The 20,371-nt window shown below is 69.0% G+C and carries 16 protein-coding genes and 2 pseudogenes; 12 read left to right on the top strand and 6 right to left on the bottom strand.

The window, feature by feature from the left end; all coding sequences use genetic code 11:
• The first annotated feature begins 38 nt into the window (after positions 1-38).
• From kdpC to KIV56_RS01625, 3 genes are read left to right on the top strand one after another with little or no spacing between them, the layout of a single operon-like run.
• Positions 39-653 carry a potassium-transporting ATPase subunit KdpC gene (gene kdpC / locus KIV56_RS01635; protein ID WP_281534917.1) on the top strand — a complete coding sequence of 205 codons (615 nt, stop codon included), beginning with the start codon at positions 39-41 and terminating at the stop codon, positions 651-653.
• Positions 654-678: 25 nt separating this feature from the next.
• Positions 679-3,225, top strand: a complete 2,547-nt coding sequence (locus tag KIV56_RS01630; RefSeq protein WP_281534916.1) for a DUF4118 domain-containing protein — start codon at positions 679-681, stop codon at positions 3,223-3,225.
• Positions 3,226-3,939 carry a response regulator gene (locus tag KIV56_RS01625; RefSeq protein ID WP_281534915.1) on the top strand — a complete coding sequence of 238 codons (714 nt, stop codon included), beginning with the start codon at positions 3,226-3,228 and terminating at the stop codon, positions 3,937-3,939.
• Between the two features lie 11 nt (positions 3,940-3,950).
• Here the strand turns inward: KIV56_RS01625 and KIV56_RS01620 are convergent, their stop codons facing one another.
• Positions 3,951-5,219, bottom strand: a complete 1,269-nt coding sequence (locus tag KIV56_RS01620; RefSeq protein WP_281534914.1) for a ScyD/ScyE family protein — start codon at positions 5,217-5,219, stop codon at positions 3,951-3,953.
• Positions 5,220-5,717: 498 nt separating this feature from the next.
• Here KIV56_RS01620 and KIV56_RS01615 point away from each other — a divergent pair, with 498 nt between their 5' ends.
• On the top strand, positions 5,718-6,425 hold the full coding sequence (locus tag KIV56_RS01615; RefSeq protein ID WP_281534913.1) for an FAD binding domain-containing protein: 708 nt from the start codon (positions 5,718-5,720) through the stop codon (positions 6,423-6,425).
• Here KIV56_RS01615 and KIV56_RS20120 read toward each other — a convergent pair.
• The gene (locus tag KIV56_RS20120; RefSeq protein ID WP_281534912.1) at positions 6,403-6,633 is read right to left on the bottom strand and encodes a hypothetical protein; all 231 of its coding nucleotides are present in this window, start codon (positions 6,631-6,633) and stop codon (positions 6,403-6,405) included. The two genes, KIV56_RS01615 and KIV56_RS20120, sit on opposite strands and share 23 nt — an antisense overlap.
• On the opposite strand from KIV56_RS20120, the gene KIV56_RS01605 reads away from it, so the two are divergent.
• The 8 genes and pseudogenes from KIV56_RS01605 (at position 6,632) to KIV56_RS01570 (ending at position 14,898) form a co-directional block, all read left to right on the top strand.
• Entirely contained in the window at positions 6,632-7,237 is a 606-nt protein-coding gene (locus tag KIV56_RS01605; protein ID WP_281534911.1) for a (2Fe-2S)-binding protein, read from the top strand. The two genes, KIV56_RS20120 and KIV56_RS01605, sit on opposite strands and share 2 nt — an antisense overlap.
• A pseudogene (locus tag KIV56_RS01600) lies at positions 7,234-10,284 on the top strand (aerobic carbon-monoxide dehydrogenase large subunit); the annotation flags it as partial. The gene KIV56_RS01605 and the pseudogene KIV56_RS01600, both read left to right, overlap by 4 nt.
• 190 nt (positions 10,285-10,474) lie before the next feature.
• Entirely contained in the window at positions 10,475-10,636 is a 162-nt protein-coding gene (locus KIV56_RS20115; RefSeq protein ID WP_281536252.1) for a hypothetical protein, read from the top strand.
• A 2-nt stretch (positions 10,637-10,638) separates the two neighbouring features.
• Complete coding sequence (locus KIV56_RS20110) at positions 10,639-11,400, top strand: AAA family ATPase (protein WP_281536251.1); 762 nt, start codon at positions 10,639-10,641, stop codon at positions 11,398-11,400.
• Positions 11,333-11,578 carry a hypothetical protein gene (locus tag KIV56_RS01585; protein WP_281534910.1) on the top strand — a complete coding sequence of 82 codons (246 nt, stop codon included), beginning with the start codon at positions 11,333-11,335 and terminating at the stop codon, positions 11,576-11,578. Before KIV56_RS20110 ends, KIV56_RS01585 begins: the two co-directional genes overlap by 68 nt.
• Before the next feature lie 10 nt (positions 11,579-11,588).
• Positions 11,589-12,914, top strand: coding sequence for a vWA domain-containing protein (locus tag KIV56_RS01580; protein ID WP_281536250.1), 1,326 nt, complete (start codon positions 11,589-11,591; stop codon positions 12,912-12,914).
• Positions 12,904-13,725 carry an SRPBCC family protein gene (locus tag KIV56_RS01575; protein WP_281534909.1) on the top strand — a complete coding sequence of 274 codons (822 nt, stop codon included), beginning with the start codon at positions 12,904-12,906 and terminating at the stop codon, positions 13,723-13,725. Before KIV56_RS01580 ends, KIV56_RS01575 begins: the two co-directional genes overlap by 11 nt.
• Positions 13,726-13,734: 9 nt before the next feature.
• Positions 13,735-14,898 (top strand): XdhC family protein, encoded by a 1,164-nt coding sequence (locus KIV56_RS01570; protein WP_281534908.1) that lies wholly within the window; start codon positions 13,735-13,737, stop codon positions 14,896-14,898.
• Here the strand turns inward: KIV56_RS01570 and KIV56_RS01565 are convergent.
• The 4 genes and pseudogenes from KIV56_RS01565 to KIV56_RS01550 form a co-directional block, all read right to left on the bottom strand.
• Positions 14,895-16,796 carry an amino acid transporter gene (locus KIV56_RS01565; protein ID WP_281534907.1) on the bottom strand — a complete coding sequence of 634 codons (1,902 nt, stop codon included), beginning with the start codon at positions 16,794-16,796 and terminating at the stop codon, positions 14,895-14,897. The genes KIV56_RS01570 and KIV56_RS01565 overlap by 4 nt on opposite strands.
• Positions 16,797-16,993: 197 nt before the next feature.
• Complete coding sequence (locus KIV56_RS01560; RefSeq protein ID WP_281534906.1) at positions 16,994-17,986, bottom strand: hypothetical protein; 993 nt, start codon at positions 17,984-17,986, stop codon at positions 16,994-16,996.
• Positions 17,987-18,312: 326 nt separating this feature from the next.
• A pseudogene (locus KIV56_RS01555) lies at positions 18,313-19,708 on the bottom strand (glutamate decarboxylase).
• Between the two features lie 192 nt (positions 19,709-19,900).
• Positions 19,901-20,197, bottom strand: a complete 297-nt coding sequence (locus KIV56_RS01550) for a putative quinol monooxygenase (RefSeq protein WP_281534905.1) — start codon at positions 20,195-20,197, stop codon at positions 19,901-19,903.
• Positions 20,198-20,371: the final 174 nt, after the last annotated feature.

Here is a 20,371-nt window from a genome sequence, read left to right as displayed (position 1 = left end):
TCCCCACCCTCACTTCCCACGGAACGGACACCTCCACCATGAGTTCCCCTCGCAACTCGGCCCGCCAGTACGGCGTCGCCCTTCGCGCCATGCTCGTCTTCACCGTCATCCTCGGTGTCGCATACCCCCTCGCGATCACGGCCTTCGGGCAGCTCGCCCTGCCGAACCAGGCCAACGGTTCCCTCATCCACGGGAGTTCCGGAGTGGTCGGTTCCTCACTGATCGGCCAGTCCTTCACGGATGCCGACGGAGCCGCACTTCCGGAATGGTTCCAGTCACGGCCATCCGCAGCCGGCAACGGCTACGACGCGGCGGCCTCCAGCGGCAGCAACCTCGGTCCGGAGAACGCCGACCTGATCTCGGCGATCGCCGACCGGAAGTCCGCAATCGAGGAATCCGACGGCGTGACCGCCGACCAGATCCCCGCCGACGCCCTCACGGCATCCGCTTCGGGGCTTGATCCCCAGATCAGCGCGGAGTACGCCCGGATCCAGGTGAACAGGGTCTCTGCGGCCCGCGGCCTGCCCGTCGCGACCGTCAGTGCCCTGGTCGAGTCTAGGATTCAGGGACGGGACCTTGGTTTCCTGGGCGAACCCACCGTCAACGTGCTCCAACTGAACCTCGCCCTCGAGTCGCTGCCCAACCAGGGCTGACCTGAACAGGGCTGAAAGGCGTGACATGAAACGCGGCCGACTGCGGGTGCTGCTCGGCGCCGCACCGGGCGTCGGCAAAACCTACGCCATGCTCGAAGAGGGCAGGCGGTTGCACGCGGAGGGCAAGGACGTCGTCGTCGCGGTCGTGGAAACCCACGACCGCGCTGCGACCGCCGCGATGCTCGACGGGCTCGAGGTCGTGCCGCGCCTCGTCCGGCGGCACCGCGGGATCGAACTCACCGACCTCGACCTGAACGCTGTCCTCGATCGCGCGCCCGCAATCGCACTCGTCGACGAGCTCGCGCACACCAACGCCCCCGGCCTCGCCCACGACAAACGGTGGCAGGACGTCCAGTCCCTCCTCGACGCGGGCATCGACGTCATCTCGACGGTCAACATCCAGCACATCGAGTCGCTCAACGACGTCGTTCAAAAGATCACCGGCGTCCCCCAGCGCGAAACCCTGCCGGACAGCGTGCTGCGGGCCGCGGATCAGGTCGAGGTGATCGACCTCGCCCCACAGTCCCTGCGCGACAGGCTCGCCGAGGGCCACGTCTATCCCGCCGCCCGGATCGACGCCGCCCTGTCGAACTACTTTCGGCTCGGCAACCTCACCGCCCTGCGCGAGCTCGCGTTGCTCTGGCTCGCCGACGAGGTGGACACAGCGCTCAAGAACTACCGGGCCGAACACGGCATCGACAGCAAGTGGGAAGCCCGCGAACGTGTCGTGGTCGCGCTCACCGGCGGGCCAGAGGGTGAGACGCTGCTGCGACGCGGGGCACGGATCGCCGGCCGCGCCGCCGGCGGCGAACTCCTCGCCGTGCACGTGATCAGCCAGGACGGGCTCCGTTCGGCCCACCCCGGCGCGCTCGCCGCCCAGCGAGCCCTCGTCGAGAAGCTCGGCGGCAGCTACCACCAGCTCGTCGGCGACGACGTCCCGACCGCCCTCGTCGAATTCGCCAGGGCCTCGAACGCGACCCAGCTCGTGATCGGTGTGAGCAGGCGTACCCGGCTCAAGGCCGCATTCAGCGGGCCGGGAATCGGCACGACGGTCGTCAGGGAGTCCGGGGACATCGACGTGCACGTCGTCACGCACTCCGCCGCGGGCGAGCGGAAGCGCCTCCCGCGGATCGGCGGTGCGCTCAGCCTCCGCAGGCGGCTGGCCGGCCTCGGCCTCGCCGTCGTCGGCGGGCCGCTGCTCACGGCACTCCTCGTGGCGACCCACAGCGAGGAATCGATCACGAGCGAGGTGCTCAGCTACCAGCTCCTCGTCATCGTCGTCGCCCTCGTCGGCGGACTCTGGCCGGCCCTGTTCGCCGCGTTGCTCTCCGGGCTCACCCTCGACTACTTCTTCGTGAACCCGCTCTACACCGTCACGATCGCCGAACCCGCGCACGCCCTCGCGCTCGTCCTGTACCTGGCCAACGCGGGCGTCGTCAGCTACGTCGTCGACCTCGCCGCCAGGCGGAGCCGCAGCGCCCAGCGCGCCGCCGGCGAGTCAGAACTCCTCGCTACCGTTGCCGGCAGCGTGCTCCGCGGCGAGGACGCCGTCCCGGCGCTCGTCGCCAGGACCCGCGAGGCCTTCAACCTCACCGGGGTGCGCCTGTTCACGGACGGGAAGCTGTTGTACTCGGACGGCTCGCCCGCGGAGGTCGGCCCGGACACCGCCCTCGCAACGGTCCCCGTCGGAACGCGGGGCACCCTCGAGCTCTCCGGACGCGACCTCGCCGCGTCCGAACGACGACTGCTCGGCGTGATCGCGACCCAGCTCGACGCCGCGCTCGAACACAGCGACCTCGCGGAGACCGCGAGTGCAATCGGACCGCTCGCAGAGGCCGACCGGATGCGCAGCGCCCTTCTCGCCGCCGTCGGCCACGACCTGCGACGGCCGCTCTCCGCAGCGACAGCCGCCATCAGCGGGTTGCGTTCGGCGGAGCTCACGCTGTCGCCCGCCGACAGGGAGGAGCTCTTCGAGACGGCCGAGGAGAGCCTCGAGTCGCTCGCCGGCCTCATCACGAACCTCCTCGACGTGAGCCGGGTGCAAGCGGGCGCTCTCGCGGTCTCCCTGGGTCCCGTCGACGCCGCGGACGTCGTGCTCCCCGCCCTCGACGAGCTCGGCGTCGGGCCGGACACGGTTGAACTCGAATTCCCGCCTGGGCTGCCGCCGATGCTCGCTGATGCCGGGCTCCTGCAGCGGGTCGTCGTGAATGTGCTGGCCAACGGCATCCGCTTCTCGCCGACGGGCGGGCGCGTGCTCGTCTCGGCGAGCGAATTCGGCGGCGTCGTCGAACTGCGGATCATGGACCGCGGCCCCGGCATTCCCGCAGACCGGCGCGACGAGGTCTTCCTCCCCTTCCAGCGCCTCGGCGACACGGACAACCTGACCGGCCTCGGCCTCGGCCTCGCGCTCGCAAAGGGCTTCACCGAAGGCATGGGCGGGCGGCTCGAGGCCGAAGACACCCCGGGCGGCGGGCTGACGATGGTCATCGCCCTGCCGGCATTCGACCCCGCAGCGCCGGCCGGCCAGTCGGCCGAGACGGCCGCCGCCGCGGGCACTGACGAGGAGGCCTGAGTGAAGATCCTGATCGCGGACGACGACCCGCAGATCCTGCGCGCACTGCGGGTCACCCTCGGCGCGCGCGGCTACGACGTCGTCACCGCCAGGGATGGCGCCGAGGCCCTCGCCGCCGCGGCGCACGAGCATCCCGACCTTGTGATGCTCGACCTCGGGATGCCGCACCTCGACGGGATCGAGGTCATCGCGGGCCTGCGCGGCTGGACCCAGGTGCCGATCCTCGTCGTCTCCGGGCGCAGCGGCGCCGCCGACAAGGTCGATGCGCTCGACGCGGGAGCGGACGACTACGTCACGAAGCCGTTCTCCATCGACGAACTCCTCGCCAGGATCCGCGCACTCACCCGGAGGCTCGGGCCTGTCGACTCCGCAGCCGAACCGGTGATCATGCTCGGCGCGATCGCCGTCGACCTCTCGGCACGGAGCGTCGTGCGCACGGGCACGGGGTCCGGCTCAGATCCCGGAAAGCCGGAGACGATCCGGCTCACCCCGACCGAGTGGCGCATCCTCGAGTTCCTGCTGCGCAACCCGGGGAAGCTCGTGTCCCGGCAGTCGCTGCTCACGGACATCTGGGGCCCGCACCACACGACGGACTCCGGCTACCTGCGCCTCTACCTCGCCCAGCTGCGCAAGAAGCTCGAACCCGACCCGGCGCACCCGCGTTACCTGCTCACGGAGGCCGGAATGGGGTACCGATTCACCCCCGATCCGTAGTGTCTGCAGGTCTACTGCTCGGCCCCTCGGTCACTGGCTGATCCCTCACTGGCTGATCCCTGCAACTGGCTGATTCCCGGCCGACCCGGCCCGCCCGGATGGACAGGCCGGGTCGGCGGCGGGGTCAGTCGGTCGTGTCGTCGAGGGCGTCGCTCGCGGCGTGGCCTCCCGTCAGCGGAATGCGCACGAGCTTGCCCACCGGAGTCGGCGCCCCGTTCGCATCCGGAGTGATCGCATCCGTCGTGAGGTAGAGCGCACCGTGTCGCAGGCTCGATCGCGGCCGGCTGTGACACCGCCACGAGCGCACTCGGCGTGTCAGAGCCTGGCTCGAGCACCGATACCTGGCCGGTTCCGGCCGGACCGCCGAAGAGCTCTGCGACGTAGATCGTTCCGTCGTCCTGCGAGACCGCGAGCCCCGTCGCGCCGACGAACCCGGTCGCGACACGTTCGACCTCACCGGAGTCCGGATCGACCCGGTACACCGAGCCGCGCGCGCCGAGGCTGGCGTCCTCGGGCCCGCCGGGGAGCGACGTCACGTAGAGCCACCCGTCCGGGCCGAGCTCGACATCCGTCGGAACCGGTTCGAAGCGGTACTCGTGACCGGCGGCACAGGCCGGGAAACCGATGTCGGCGATCATCGCCGCGTCGATCGTGACCGGTTCGCTCGGCGGCAGCACCGCGGTCGTGGACACCGTTCCGTCCCAGTCGACGTGCAGGATCGCGTTGCCGCCCGCATCCGCCACGTACACCCCGTTCCAGAGGGCGAGCGACGCGTAGGGGTGCGTGTCGACGACCCCCGTGTATGTCGCGGGGACAGACGGCGGCTGGGTGGGATCGAACTGGGCAGCACACGTCGGGTCGAGGTCGACGAACCCGTAGCTGTTGTTCTGGTCCGGGTTCGCCGACTTCTCGTAGGCAGCGATGTCGGCGAGCTCGGCGTCGGTGCCGTCCGGCGCGATGGACCTGAGGGTGGCCGCACTGTGGTCCTGGGCGACCCTGGCGTAATACACAGTGCCCTTGCGCGCGGTGACCGCGGAGATCTCCTCTCCCGGAGCGCTCGCAAGGGTCGACGTTGTCCCGTCCCTGGCGACTTTAGTGAGTTCACCCGCGAAATTCTGCGTGACGTAGACGGTGTTGTGCCGGCCGACCTCGAGGCTGAGCGGTCCGAGCAGGCCCTCCGCGAGGGTCACCGGTGTGCCCGTTCCACTCCCGTCCCCGGTGCCGTCGTCGTGCCCGGATTTCTGTCCGGCCGTGGCCGGGGCCGCGCCGAAGAGCGCCACCGCGAGGGAGGCGCACGCGACACCCGCTACGAGCCCCCTGCGCAGTCCTGTCGAGCGCAGTCCTGTCGAGCGCAGTCCTGTGGAGTGCAGTCCTGTTCCGTGCGATCCTGTTCCGGGCTGTCGTGTTCCGTGCAGTCCTGTTCCTTGCCCTGTCCTGGTCATGATCTCTGTTCTCTTCACGATCGGCTCTCGCCACGACCGAGGAGACAGAGGCGCCGGTGGACAAGCGCCGGCAGCTGCGCCGAGAGCAGATGACGGATACGTGTTGTCAAGCACCGCGGAGAGAACGTGTGATGCACAGCGTCTCCCGGGGAGGCCGGCACACACGAGTGCCGACGATGGCAGATTAATCCGAAGCCTGTGCGTTGTCTAGGTCTTTGCCATGAACCCAGGGAAATGCCCGATGGGCGGCTCATTGACTTCATGGGGACCCGGGGCCACTATATGTGCATCCAGTGCCCCCCATTTCTGCCGGGCATGTCTCAATGGGGAGGGTCCGTGCAAATTCCTGCACCGTTCGAATACGCCCGCGCCGACACGGTCGACGACGCCATCGCCCTGTTGGCCCGGCACGGGCCGGAGGCCCGGATCATTGCGGGCGGCCACAGCCTGTTGCCGATGATGAAGCTCCGGCTCGCCAGACCGGAATGGCTCATCGACATCAACGACCTGTTCGAGCTCGACTTCGTGCTCCGGGACGGTGACCGGTTGCGGATCGGCGCCCTCACCCGGCACACCACCCTCCTCGAGTCCACCGAGATCGCCGCGCTCTTCCCGATCGTCGCCGACGCCGAACGGGTGATCGCAGACCCGGTCGTGCGCAATCGCGGCACGATCGGAGGCTCGCTCTGCCAGGCAGATCCGGCGGAAGACCTCGCGACGGTCTGCGATGTGCTCGGCGCCGAAGCAATCGTTCGCGGTCCTTCCGGCGAGCGGATGCTGACCATGACCGAGTTCCATCGCGGAGCCTACGAGACCGCGGTCGCCGCGGACGAGGTGCTCTGCGAGGTGCGGATCCCGATCCGGTCGCGCTCGGGAAGCGCATACGAGAAGGTCGAGCGCCGGGTCGGCGACTGGGCCGTCGCCGCGGCCGGAGCCGCGCTCTCGTTCGCAGAGGACGGCACGATCGTGGAGGCATCCGTCGGCCTGACCGCCGTGGGGCTCGACGGCACGGTCGGCGCTGTCACCGAGCCTGCTCCGCGGTGAGCGCCCCGGCGAGCCGCTGTTCATCGAGGCCGGCCGCCTCGCGGCGCTCGCGGCGGACCCGGTCGCCGACCAGCGCGGACCGATCGACTACAAGCGGCACCTCGCCGACGAGCTCACCCGGCGCGTCCTGCGCCGCGCGACGGAACGTGCCGCGCAGTTCGCCGGCACAACCGGGCATCCCACCACACCGCAGGAAGGCTGAGTCCATGCAGATCACCATGACGGTGAACGGAACCGACGTCACGAACGAGGTCGAACCACGCGTCCTGCTCGTGCACTACATTCGTGACGTGCTCCGGCTCACCGGAACCCACTGGGGCTGCGACACCTCCAACTGCGGCACCTGCGTGGTGCTCCTGGACGGCCAGCCGGTGAAGTCGTGCACAGTGCTCGCGGCGATGGCCGACGGCCATGCAATCACGACCGTCGAGGGCCTCGCCACCGGCGGCACGCTCGACCCCGTACAGCAGGGCTTCATGGAGGAACACGGCCTGCAGTGCGGGTTCTGCACCCCGGGCATGATGCTCACCGCCCGCGCGCTCCTCGACGTGAACCCGCATCCCGACGACGCCGAAATCCGCCGGGCGATCTCCGGCCAGATCTGCCGCTGCACCGGCTACGCGACGATCGTCCGCTCCGTGCGCTGGGCGGCAGACCACCCGGCGGGCATGACCGAAGCGGATGCCGCCGGTGGCGACCCCTCCGCGCTCGACGACTCCGCGGGCACGACCACCGACCCGGGCGGCGCCGCCGCGGAGGCGGCCCACGCGATCCCCGCGGCGCAGACGGAACCGGAAGAGGTGACCGCATGACCATCTTGCAGGAACACGCGCCGAACCCGGCGGCGGACGACGGAGACCGCCCGATCGGCTACGGTCGGCTGCAACGCAAGGAAGACCCCCGCTTCGTGCGCGGTCGCGGCCACTACGTCGACGACATCGTCCTGCCGGGCATGCTGCACGGCGCAATCCTCCGGTCCCCGGTCGCGCACGCCCGGCTCGTGTCGATCGACACGAGCGCCGCACTCGCCCACCCGGGCGTCGTCGCCGTCATCACGGGCGCAGACCTGCTCGGCCTCGGCCTCGCGTGGGCGCCGACCCTGTCCGCGGACGTGCAGGCGGTGCTCGTGACCGACAAGGTGCGTTTCCAGGGCCAGGAGGTCGCGTTCGTCGTCGCGGAGGACCGCTACGCCGCCCGCGACGCCCTCGAACTCATCGAGGTCGACTACGACGTGCTCCCGCCGCTCGTCGACGCGAGGAAAGCGCTCGACGCCGACGCGCCGGTCGTGCGCGACGAGATGGAGGGGCGCACCGACAACCACATCTTCGACTGGGAGGCGGGCAACAAGGCCGAGACGGATGCCGTTTTCGCCAGCGCCGACGTCGTCGTCAGCCAGGAGATCGTCTACCCGCGCTCGCACCCGGCTCCGATGGAGACCTGCGGCGCCGTCGCCGACTTCGACGCGGTGACCGGCAAGCTCACCCTCTACGAGACGAGCCAGGCGCCGCACGCGCACCGCACGCTCTTCGCGATGGTCGCGGGCATTCCCGAGCACAAGATCCGGATCGTCTCACCCGACATCGGCGGCGGCTTCGGCAACAAGGTGGGCATCTACCCGGGCTACATCCTCGCCGTCGTCGGCTCGATCGTGACCGGCAAGCCCGTGAAGTGGATGGAGGACCGCTCGGAGAATCTGATGTCGACGTCCTTCGCCAGGGACTACATCATGCAGGGCGAGATCGCCGCGACGAAAGACGGCAAGATCCTCGCCGTGCGCACCAACGTCCTCGCCGATCACGGCGCCTTCAACGCCACCGCGCAGCCCACGAAATACCCCGCCGGCTTCTTCCACATCTTCACCGGCAGTTACGACCTCCAGGCCGCGCACTGCTCGGTGACCGGCGTGTACACGAACAAGGCCCCTGGCGGGGTCGCGTACGCGTGCTCCTTCCGGGTCACCGAGGCCGTGTACCTCATCGAGCGACTAGTCGACATCCTCGCCGCGAAGCTCGAGGTAGACCCGGCCGAGTTGCGGCTGAAGAACCTGATCAAGCCCGAACAGTTCCCCTACCCGAACAAGACCGGCTGGGAGTACGACTCCGGCGACTACGAGCGTGCGCTGCGACTCTCGATGACGATGGCCGGCTATGACGACCTGCGCCGCGAACAGCAGGACAAACGCGAGCGCGGCGAACTGATGGGCATCGGCATCTCGTTCTTCACCGAAACGGTCGGGGCCGGCCCGCGCAAGCACATGGACATCGTCGGCCTCGGCATGAACGACGGCGCCGAACTGCGCGTGCACCCGACCGGCAAGGCCGTGGTGCGCATCTCGGTGCAGAGCCAGGGCCAGGGCCACGAGACGACGTTCGCCCAGATCGTGGCCGAGGAGATCGGCATCCCGCCCGAGGACATCGACGTCGTGCACGGCGACACCGACCAGACCCCGTTCGGGCTGGGCACCTACGGCAGCCGGTCGACCCCGGTCAGCGGCGCCGCCGTCGCCCTCGTCGCCCGCAAGGTGCGCGAGAAGGCCCGGTTCATCGCCGCCGCCATGCTGGAGACTCGCCCGGAAGACCTCGAGTGGGAGAAGGGGCGGTGGTTCGTGAAAGGTGACCCGAGCGTCGGCAAGACCATCGCCGAGATCGCGATGGGTGCATACGGCACCGTCGCCCTGCCGGAGGGGATCGACGGCAACCTTGACGCCGAGGTGACCTACGACCCGCCGAACCTGACCTTCCCGTTCGGCGCGTACATCTGCGTCGTCGACGTGGACCCCGGCACCGGGCACGTTGCGGTGCGCCGGTTCGTGGCCGTCGACGATTGCGGCACGCGGATCAACCCGATGATCATCGAGGGCCAGGTCCACGGCGGCCTCACCGACGGGGTCGGCATGGCGCTCATGCAGATCATCGAGTTCGACGAATCGGGCAACAACCTCGGCGGCTCGTTCATGGACTACCTGATCCCCACGGCGATGGAAGTGCCGGACTGGGAGACCGGGTACACCGTGACGCCCTCGCCGCACCACCCGATCGGAGCGAAAGGCATCGGAGAGTCCGCGACCGTCGGCTCTCCCCCGCGATCGTCAATGCGGTCGTCGACGCGCTCTCCCCCTTCGGGATCACTCATATGGACATGCCCTGCACGCCGGCCCGGGTGTGGGCGGCCATCCAGGGTCGTCCCCGCCCGCCGATCTGAGTGCCGTCCCGATGCCACCGATTCCGGATGCCCTCGCCCGCAGGGCGCACGAGCTCACACCGACCGCCGCGAGTCTTTCGTCAGAGCCACCGTCGTGCGCGCCCAGCGCCCGACGAGCGCCCACGCCGGCGACACTGCCCTGGTGGATGCCGCCGGCCGGATCGACGGATTCGTCGGCGGTGCCTGCGTCGAGGCGTCCGTGCGCTACTACGGGCTGAGGCAACTCGCAGCGCGCGAGCCCCTCCTGCTCCGGGTCGTCCCGGGCGAACCGTCGGGCGTGACAGAGGAAGGCGCCGTCGAGGTGCGGAACCCCTGCCTCAGCGGTGGCGCCGTCGAGATCTTCCTCGAGCCGTGGCATCCGTCGCCGCGGGTCGTGGTGGTGGGTGCGACACCGGTCGCGCGGGCCCTCGCCGCCATCGGCGACGATCTCGGCTTCGACGTGGAGCTCACCGAGACGATCGCCACCCCGGCCGGGCCGCGCGCGGACGACGCCGCACTCATCGTCGCCTCCCACGGCCGGGAGGAGGAACCCGCACTCGAGGCGGCCCTCCGCGCGGGCGTGCCGTACGTCGCGCTCGTCGCGAGCCCCACCCGCGGGGCTGCGGTGCTCTCCTCCCTCAACGTCGACGCCGAACAGCGCGCCCGGGTGTTCAACCCGGCAGGGCTCGACCTCGGCGGGAGGACCCCCGGAGAGATCGCGGTCTCGGTCTTCGCGCAGGCTCGTCGCCGAACGGGCCAGACTGCGGGGCGCCGGGCTCGCCGCCGGCGAGCCGGTGTCCGGGGCGCAGACCTCGGAAGACGGTCGCGCGAACCCGGAGCCGCCGAGCGCCATCGACCCGGTCTGCGGAATGACCGTCGCCGCGGTGCCCTCGAGCCTCCACTACGATTTCGCGGGAAAAACGAGCTACTTCTGCTCCCCCGGCTGTCGCGCCGCCTTCGTCGCCGAACCCGAACGCTTCTCCCTCGCCTACACCCATACCCACACCCGCGACTCGACCGTGGAGTCCTGAGCATGCCACCGAGCGTTGAGCGAGCCCCGTCGAGCCCGGCCAGGGGCGGGGCCACGGCAGGAATCCGCGCGCTCGTCCCGGACGTGACGGCGTTCCAGGCGACACTCGCCGACGAGGACTACCTCGCTGACGAGGGCCTCGCGACGGCGCTCTTCCTCGCGGTCCGACTGCCGCAGCCGATCCTGCTCGAGGGCGAACCGGGCGTCGGCAAGACCGAGGCCGCCAAGGCCCTCGCGAGGGCCCTCGACACTCCCCTGTTCCGCCTCCAGTGTTACGAGGGCATCGATGCGGGAGAGGCACTCTACGAGTGGAACTACCCTCGCCAGGCTCCTCGCGATCCGGCTCGCGGAGGCCAGCGGGTCGGCGATCGACGAGAATGCGCTGTTCGGGCCGGACTACCTGCTGCGGCGCCCCCTCCTTCAGGCCATCGAACACCGCGGTCCCCGGCCGGCCGTGCTGCTGCTCGACGAGATCGACCGTGCGGACGCCGAGTTCGAAGCCTTCACCCTCGAGCTCCTCGCCGAGGCCGCCGTCACGATCCCCGAACTCGGCACGATCAGGGCCGCGTTGCCACCGATCGTGATCCTCACCTCGAACCGCACCCGCGACCTGCACGATGCGCTCACCCGGCGGTGCCTGTATCACTGGATCGACTACCCCGGCCCGGAACGGATCGCCGAGATCGTGCGCCGCCGGGTGCCCGGCAGTACCGAACGACTCGCCCTCGACGCCGCGACGGCCGTCACCCGGCTGCGGTCCCTTGACCTCACCAAACCACCCGGAATCGCCGAGGCCATCGACTGGGTGGCCGCGCTCGCCGTGCTCGGCGCCGACCGCCTGGATCCGCAGTACGTCGCCCAGACCTGGGGGTCCCTGCTCAAGAACAGGGACGACCTCGATCTCGCGCTCGCGCGCGGGGCCGACTGGCTGGCCGGGAAGTGACGTGGCGAAGATGAACGGCCACACACCGCCGGTTGCGGGCCCTCGGGTCGAACCGGCCGCATTCGCGGCCGGGTTCGTCACCGCACTGCGCCGCGCGGGCCTGCCGGTTTCGGTCGACGGGGCCGCGCGACTCGCGAGCGCGATCCAGGTGGCGCCGCCGACCCAGCGCTCCGTTCTCTATTGGACGTGCCGCATCGTGCTCCTCTCGTCCAGGGACCAGGTGCCGATGTTCGACGCGGTCTTCTCCGCCGTCTTCGACGGCCGGCTCGACCCGGCGGACCAGCGCGGCGACCCGAACGCGCCGCCGGCCATCGGCTCGGAGGCCAGGACCCGCCCTGCGCCGCGAGATGACCTCGCTGCGAGGAAGCAGGAGCCGCGCGACGGATCCGAGACCGGGGCGCCCACGCCGGCGCCCGCCGGAGGGAACGCGGATCCAGGAGCCGTCGAACGCGAGACCATCCTGATGCTCGCCTCGTTCGAACGCCGGCTGCACGACACCTCTTTCGCTCTCCTGAGCGACGAGGAGACCGAGCGAGTGCGGCACCTCGTGCGCCGGATCGCGCTCTCGACCCCGCTTCGGCGCAGCAGGCGGGTGCGCCCGACCCGCGCTGAGGGTGCCCGGCTCGATCTCAGGCGCACCGTCCGCGCCGCACACCGCACCGGCGAGGAGCCGATCCTGCTGGTCTCCTCCCGCCGCAGGGAACAACCGCGCAGGCTCATCCTGCTCTGCGACGTGTCGGCATCCATGGAACCGTACACGCGGGTGTTCCTGACCCTGCTCCAGGGCGCCGTCGCCGGCGCGAACGCGGAGGCCTTCGTCTTCTCGACCGGGCTGACCCGGCTGACCCGCCAGCTCGCCATCAGGGATGCGGACGCAGCGCTCGCGAGCGCTGCGGCGAGCACCTCGGACTGGGCTGGCGGCACCCGCCTCGGCGAGAGCATCCGCCGGTTCATCGACGAGCACGGTCGGCGCGGACTGGCCAGAGGCGCCGTGATCGTGGTGCTGTCCGACGGCTGGGCGCTCGACGACCCGGCCGTCGTCGCCGCACAGATGGCCCGGCTGCGCCGGCTCGCGCACCGGATCGTCTGGGTCAACCCGCGTACGGTCGCACCCGGATTCCAGCCGCTCGTCGGCGGGATGAACGCCGCCCTGCCCTACGTCGACGCCATCGTGAGCGGCCACAGTTATGCGGCGCTCGGCGAACTCGCCGACCTGATCCGCGCGGAACGACTCGACCCCCGCAGCCAGCCCGGTACCGCATCCGACACCGCATCCGACACAGACCACCGCACTCGATCCCACCCGACGACCAGAGGACACGACCATGCAACTTGACAGCACCTTTTCCGTCACCGCGCCGATCGATGAGGTCTGGGCGACCCTGATGGACTTCGAACGTGTCGCCGGTTGCGTCCCGGGAGCGCAGATCCTGAACCGGCTCTCCGACGACGCGTACCAGGTCGGCATGAAGGTGAAGCTCGGACCGGTGGCCATGCAGTACAAAGGAATGATGAACGTCATCGAGCGGGATGCAGATGCCCACCGGGCGGTCTTCGAGGGGCGCGCCCAGGAGGCGCGCGGCCAGGGCACCGCGCAGGGAACCGCGACGCTCGTCCTCACCGAGGCGGATGGCACGACCCACGGCACCGTGAACGCCGACGTCGACCTCTCCGGGAAGGTCGCCGTGATGGGCAAGAGCATCATCGGCAGTGTCACCGACCAGATGATGGCACTCTTCGCGGAGAACCTGCAGGCGATGCTGACTGAAGCCGGCGCACCGGCGGACACCGCACCGGCCGATAGCGCACCGGCCGAGAGCGCACCCGCCGGTGCCGAGCCGGCCCCGACGGCACCGATCGACGTCGTCCGGGCGGCGGATGCCGCCGCGCCGGCACCGCGGAGCCCGTCGGCTCCGGTTGCTGCCCCGATTCGCCCGACCACTCCCCCGGTCTCGCGGAAGCCCGCGGCGGCGGCAGAATCGAGCCTCGACGCCCTGACCCTCGCCAAAAGCCTGATCATGGACCGTCTCAGCAACCCGGCCGTGCTCGCCGGCCTGCTCGTCGTTACCGGATTCGTGGGCTACCGCCTCGGCAAGCACCGTGGCGGCAGGAGCGCCGGGGATGCCCGCCAGAGCCGGCGACAGTGAGCGACAGCCGTGCGTGACGTCATCGGAGACCTGCTTCCCGACTGGGAACACGGGCAAACGGCTGCGCTCGCCACGGTCGTGCGCACGTTCCACTCCGCACCCCGGCCCGCAGGGGCATCGATGCTCGTCACGAGCGAGGGTGCCGTCGTCGGCTCCGTGTCCGGCGGCTGCGTCGAGGGCGCCGTCTACGAACTCGCGCAGGAGGTGATCCGCACCGGACGGCCCGCCCTCGTGCGCTACGGCATCAGCGACGACGACGCCTTCGCGGTCGGCCTGACCTGCGGCGGCATCCTCGACGTCTTCGTCGAACCGGTGTCCCGCGAGACCTTCCCCGAACTCGACACGATCCAGCGGGACCTCGCAGCGTCCGTTCCGATCGGCGTCGTGACCGTCATCGAGCATCCCGAACCCCGCATGCTCGGCCGGCACCTCATCGTCCGCGGCGACGGGGTGACCGGAGACCTCGGTTCCGAACGGCTCACCCACGTCGTGGGCGACGACGCCCGCGGCCTCCTCGCCGCGGGACGCACCACGACGATCGGATACGGGCCGGAGGGAGAGCGCGACGGGGAGGGACTGCGCGTCTTCGTGGCGAGCTTCGCCCCGCGGCCACGGATGCTCGTCTTCGGCGCGGTCGACTTCGCCGCGGCCCTGACCCGGCTGGCCGACTTCCTCGGGTACCGGGTCACCGTGTGCGACGCGCGCGCCGTGTTCGCGACCCCCGCGCGGTTCCCCGGCGCCGACGAGGTCGTCGTGGCGTGGCCACACCGGTACTTCGCCGAGCAGAGGGCCGCCGGCCTCCTCGACGCGCGCACCGTCGTCTGCGTGCTCACCCACGACCCGAAATTCGACGTCCCCCTCCTCGAGCTGGCACTCGACGACGGGACTCTCGCCTACGTCGGCGCCATGGGTTCGCTGCGCACCCACGACGACCGCCTGGACCGGCTGCGCGCGGCATCCGTGCCCGAGGTTGCCCTGTCACGGCTGCACAGCCCGATCGGGCTCGATCTCGGCGCGCGCACCCCGGAGGAGACCGCGGTGTCGATCATGGCCGAGGTCATCGCCGGGACGTGGGGCGGCACCGGTGAATCGCTCGGCAGCCGCAGGGCGCCGATCCACCAGGACCTGGCCCAACACGACAGCCTCGCCGAACACGACAGCGCGCCGGCCTAGCTGACATGCACGTACGGACGTCGTTTGGCATTCGGTTCGGCCTCACGGAGCACTTCCCGGGTGACCGGGGCGATCTCGCCCAGTCCCGTGAAGAGGAACTTGAACATGTTCGAGATGGGGTTGCCCTGGGTCCATTCGAAGTAGATCTCGGGGATCAGCCCGGTCTGGTCTCGGATCTCCAGCAGCACGGCTGCGATGGTGTTGGGCACGTTGCCGCTGGTCACCTGCAGTATCCGGTAGCCGTGTTTGGCTATCCCCCTGACTTGGAGGTCCTCCTCGAAGTCTGAGGAGTCTGAGGGATACACCTCGAGGAAGATGATCGGCGACCCGGATGGGATATGCCCGTAGCGGCGCTCGTCACGGCTCTTGTTCCGGTACTCCGCCTCGGTGTCCTCATCGGGCTCGTGGGAGATGATCCGGATGACGTCGTACTCGTCGGCGTCGGTCATGACGAAGTCCGTGGCCTGCGAGTCCAGGACGACGGACGTGGCCCGAACTTCGAAGGAACGCCGCAAGCGCGAAAGCAACGAGGTTGTCATGATGCCCAGAATGAAGAGCCCCGCGATCCGGACACCGTCTGGCCGCTCGATCACGTTCACGACGGTGGTGTAGACGAGGACCGCCGAGATTGCACCGAATCCGATCGCGGCCCACCTCTGCCTCCTACGCCGAGCCGAGAGGGTCACTGCCACCGACGCGGACGTCATCAAGACCAGCACCCCGGTCGCATAGGCGCCACCCTGCGCATCAACACTGGCCTGGAAGATCCAGGTGATCAAGAAAGCAATCCCGGTGAAGACCAGCACAAGGGGCCTGACTGCAGCCGCCCACTGCGGCGCCATTCCATAACGCGGAAGATACCGAGGGACCAGGTTCAGCAGGCCAGCCATCGCCGACGCCCCGGCGAACCACAGGATACAGATCGTGCTGACATCGTACACGGACCCGAAAACCGGACCCAGGTATTCGTGGGCCAGGTAGGCGAGCGCACGCCCGTTCGCTCCGCCACCGGGCTGGAAGGCCTGCTGCGGGATCAACAGCGTCGTCACCAGACTCGACGCGATCAGGAAGCCACTCATGATGACCGCAGCCGTGGTCAGGAGTCGTTTGGTGCCGCGAATCCGTCCGTCCGGGTTGTCCGGCGTGTCATTGCGATCACCGGTAATCTGAGGCATCACCGCCACACCGGTCTCGAATCCGGACATCCCGAGTGCCAGCTTGGGGAAGACGAGCAACGCGATCCCGACCATGACAAAAGGACTGCCGTGTTGGGCGGACAGGGCGGCCCACCAATCGGGGATGACAACCGCGTTGCCCGCGACGTGGCCGATGGCGACAATGACCACGACCAGATTCAACGACAGGTACACCGCCACCAGACCGACCGCGATCCCGATCGCCTCCTTGAATCCGCGAAGGAAGACAGCACCGAGGAGCGCCACCAGGAAGAGGGTCACGGGGACTTCTTGGCCATGCACCCAGTCCGGTGCGAATGGGTTTTCCAACGCGTGTGCCGATGCGTCCGCAGCAGAGAGGGTAATGGTGATCATGAAGTCCGTCGCCGCGAAGCCCAGCAGAACCAGGACGAAGATCTTGCCCGCCCACCACGGCAGGAGCTTTTCGAGCATGTGAATTGACCCTGAGCCGGCGAAACTCTCCCGGGCCACCCTGCGATAGACCGGCAGCGCTCCCGCAAGAGTCAGGACGACGAGCACGATCGTAGCGATGGGCGAGAGGAGTCCGGCGGCCAGTGCAGCGATCGCGGGCTGGTAGCCGAGTGTCGAGAAGTAGTCGACACCGGTCAGACACATGACTCGCCACCAGGGATGGGTCCGTTCGACATCGACGGCGAGGGGGCCCACGTGACCGGCCCGCGGATCGACCAGACCCTTCAGCATCCACGTCCGAAAGGCGTTGAATGATGCACGACGATTGTCCACGCGCACACCCTACGCCCACTACGACGCCCGTATGAGTGCCTGCTTTTTCTCCAACGGCTTCGTGGAGACCGCCCTCACCCCACTGTCCCGGATCGGGAACAGCCGGCGACACGATCGATGGTCGAGTTCCCGCGCGAACTCTCCCGGTCGCGTCACTAACCCGCGCTGTTCGCGACGGCAAGTTCGGCAAGGCCCTCGGCATCGCGGGCCTGGGTGCCGCTGTCGGTCGCTCTGGAACCGTCGACGACGACCACGAATGCCCCGTCGATCACGCCCTCCGCCCAGCAGGAGGACTCCGCTCCACCGGTCGGGCCGCAGCGGAACCGCGCCTCAGGGACCCCCGTGACGGTGAGCTCCACATCGGTGGTGATCGGCGAGGTGTAGGTGGTCGGCCAGACCCATGCCGCACCGGGAATCACCGTCGCCGTTCGGGTTGAGGCTGTCCCGACGGTGCATTCGAAGCCCGCGGCGATGGCCACGGCTTCGTGCAGCAGTCGGTCTGCGGTGCCCTGCTCGAGGTCGAACCCCGGCGGGGTGGCCTCCGAATCGCTCCGCGATCGCCGGGTGTCGGCGACGCAGCCCGCGGTCGTGCTCCAGTGCGAAGCCGGCTGCACGAGCGGCGCGGGCTCTGTGCCGGTGGCCGCGATGGCGTCACTCGCGGATTGGGCAACGGCGCCGAGCGACGAAGCAGTTGCGGACTGGTCCGAGGACTGGCCGGTGATCGTGACGCGGTACCACGTCGAACCCTCGAGCAGATTGAGTCGGCACACTCCCCAGACGGCCATCACGTCAGCGGGATAGCAGTAGCCGAATGTCTCGTCTCCAAGATCGAGATCCGAGAACGGCACCGTCGGCTGCGAAGCGGGCGGCGCGGCCTTCTCGGCCGTGAACGCCGCGGCGGCCTGCGGAAGGACCTCGAGGACCACGGTCGTGGACCGGTCGGCGTTGGCCCACTGGCAGTCGAAGTAGCCGGTCTGAGCCGCCGCGATCGTCGCGGGTCCGTCCTGACCGGGCCCCATGCCGCGAAGTGACAGGACGTTCGTCGTGATGCCGGGCGTCACCGGCGGGGCGACGGAGGGACCCAGCAACGCCGGATCGGTCTCGGGTACGAGCCCCGCCGCCAGGCCGGCAAGCGCGGCCGGCGTCACGGCCGCACCGCACGACAGTGTGAACGTGGGCGTGGCGGGTGAACTGGCCGACGATGCGACTGTTTCGTCTGGTGTGGGCGACTGAATGGCCGCCCCGGTACCGCTCGCGGCGGAGGGAGCGCACCCGGTGAGCGCCAGTACCAGGACAACACCGGCCACAAGACAAGACGACTCGGAGAAATGCTTGATCACGAGTTGAAACCCCCACATATTCGGCCCGACGGCCGCCCCCACTGGACAGGAAGTCCTGCCCTGATTGGAATCTACAGCCGCGCGGTCACCTGCGGACAGCAATTCCATTCGGGTTTGTAACAATCTCGCAGGAATCAGTGCGTGAAGCCGGGATGCTGCCCCTCGACGGGCATCGGACCCTCGAGCCTGTCGAGATACGCCGTCTCCTCCTCGATCACCGTGAGCAGGCGCGCGGCGAGGTCCATGCTGAGCCCATTGCGGACAACGATCCGCTGGACCGTCATCTCGGACAGGTTGTCGGGCATCCGGTAGGCGGGGACGAGCCAGCCGTGGGAGCGCAGCCGGTCCGACAGGTGGAAGAGGTTCCAGTGCCGGGTGTGGCCGGGGGTGAGGCGCCAGGCGAAGACCGGGATATCCGATCCGTCATTCCACAGGGTGAAGGCCCCGATCTTCTCGATACCGCGCGCAAGGTACCGCGCCACGTCCTGGGAAGACTGTTGCACGGCACGGTAGCCCTCGAAGCCGAGCCGGAGGAAGAGATAGTACTGCAAGAGCACCTGCGCGCCGGGACGGGAGAAATTGAGCGCGAACGAGGGCATGCTCCCTCCGAGGTAGCTGACGTGGAAGACCAGGTCCTCCGGCAGCAACTCCTTCGCACGCCAGACGATCCAGCCGAGGCCGGGGTAGACCAGGCCGTACTTGTGCGCCGAGGTATTGATCGAGTGAACTCGTTCCAAGCGGAAGTCCCACTCCAGTTCCGGCTGCAGGAAGGGTGCGATCATCCCCCGGAGGCCGCGTCCACGTGGATGGGTACGGACACTCCGGTTCGCTCCTGGATCTCGTCGAGGGCGGCGCTGATCGCCGCGACCGGCTCGTAGACCCCGGTGTACGTCACGCCCATGATCGCGACGACTCCGATGGTGTTCTCGTCGACATAGCTCGCGAGGTCGTGCCCGTCCAGGCTGGGATGCTCCTCACTGATGGGTACGAATCGGGGCTCGACGTCCCAGTAGTTGCAGAATTTCTCCCAGCACACCTGTACAGCCGAACTCATCACGAGGTTGGGCTGCGCGGTCGTCAGTCCGGCAGCGCGCCGTGCCTGCTGCCAGCGACGTTTCAGGGCGAGCCCCCGAGCATGCATGCCTCTGACGAGCCGATCGTCGAGGTGCCGACGGTCTTCATCGGTTCGGGCGCGTGCCAGAGGTCGGCGATCATCCGCCAGCAATACTCCTCGATCGCCGCGGTCTGTGGATATTCGTCCTTGTCGACGATGTTCTTGTCGAAGGCCTCTGCGTAGAGCCGACCGGCGTGATCGTCCATCCAGGTTCCGACGAAGGTTGCGAGGTTGAGCCGGGCGTTCCCATCGAGCATGATCTCGTCGTGGATGATCTGGTACGCCGTTTCCGGCTCCATCGGGTCCGCGCCGAGGACGTAGCGTGGCGCAACAGTGTCCTCGCCCGGGCGGGCGAAGAGCGGGTTGATCTCGAAGAACTCCGGATTGAACTCTGGGTTGGCCTGCATGGGGTCCATGCTGCCGCATCAACCCGGCATTCGACTGCAACCCCACCAACCAACCAACCGCTCTTCCACTTGATGCGCCACCTCCTGTTCGGCCAGGGCGACACCGCCCCGGTCGTCCGGGAGATCATGCGGGAGGTCGAACCCGACCCGGTGCGCCGCCCGGGCACCCATATCGGCGGCAGCCGAGGGCTTCGAAGCCGATCAGGTAGCGGCGATGATGTCGATCAGGCGGATGTCGGGGTCCCCCACGAGCAGGGTCGGCCCATGTTCGGCGAGTGCTGCGGGGATGGCCCCGGTGAGGTGTGTCTGGCGATCCGCCTCGGTGTCGAAGGTATCGAAGATGCCAAACGTGTCGTCATTGACCCGGAAGGCGTACCAGGTACGGGTGCCCGGCTCGGCGGCGGCCAGTGCCTGTGCACCGGCGAGGAAATCCGCGACGGCCTGTTCCTGCCCGGCCTGGGCTTCCACGAGAGCCAGCACACCGTATTTGAGCGTCATCGCATCCTCCTCTACACTTCGGGTCGCCGGACGGCGGCCCCGTCGTGAGCATAGGAAGAGCCGCCCGAACCGGCAAGGGGCGGCGGCACCGTCACGCCCGTTTGAGTACTCCCGGCCGGGTACTCCGGGCTGAGTTCTCCAGCTGCGTATTCACTGCTGCGTATTCACTGAGAA

This window comes from Cryobacterium breve, assembly GCF_027594785.1.
Lineage (GTDB): Bacteria > Actinomycetota > Actinomycetes > Actinomycetales > Microbacteriaceae > Cryobacterium > Cryobacterium breve_A.
This window is presented reverse-complemented; position numbering and strand designations above follow the sequence as displayed.

Coding starts and splice junctions, on each gene's coding strand:
- kdpC (WP_281534917.1), top strand. CDS start 39: ATGAGTTCCCCTCGCAACTCGGCCCGCCAGTACGGCGTCGCCCTTCGC.
- KIV56_RS01630 (WP_281534916.1), top strand. CDS start 679: ATGAAACGCGGCCGACTGCGGGTGCTGCTCGGCGCCGCACCGGGCGTC.
- KIV56_RS01605 (WP_281534911.1), top strand. CDS start 6,632: ATGCAGATCACCATGACGGTGAACGGAACCGACGTCACGAACGAGGTC.
- KIV56_RS20120 (WP_281534912.1), bottom strand. CDS start 6,633: ATGGACTCAGCCTTCCTGCGGTGTGGTGGGATGCCCGGTTGTGCCGGC.
- KIV56_RS20115 (WP_281536252.1), top strand. CDS start 10,475: ATGACCGTCGCCGCGGTGCCCTCGAGCCTCCACTACGATTTCGCGGGA.
- KIV56_RS20110 (WP_281536251.1), top strand. CDS start 10,639: ATGCCACCGAGCGTTGAGCGAGCCCCGTCGAGCCCGGCCAGGGGCGGG.
- KIV56_RS01580 (WP_281536250.1), top strand. CDS start 11,589: ATGAACGGCCACACACCGCCGGTTGCGGGCCCTCGGGTCGAACCGGCC.
- KIV56_RS01575 (WP_281534909.1), top strand. CDS start 12,904: ATGCAACTTGACAGCACCTTTTCCGTCACCGCGCCGATCGATGAGGTC.
- KIV56_RS01565 (WP_281534907.1), bottom strand. CDS start 16,796: ATGCTGAAGGGTCTGGTCGATCCGCGGGCCGGTCACGTGGGCCCCCTC.
- KIV56_RS01550 (WP_281534905.1), bottom strand. CDS start 20,197: ATGACGCTCAAATACGGTGTGCTGGCTCTCGTGGAAGCCCAGGCCGGG.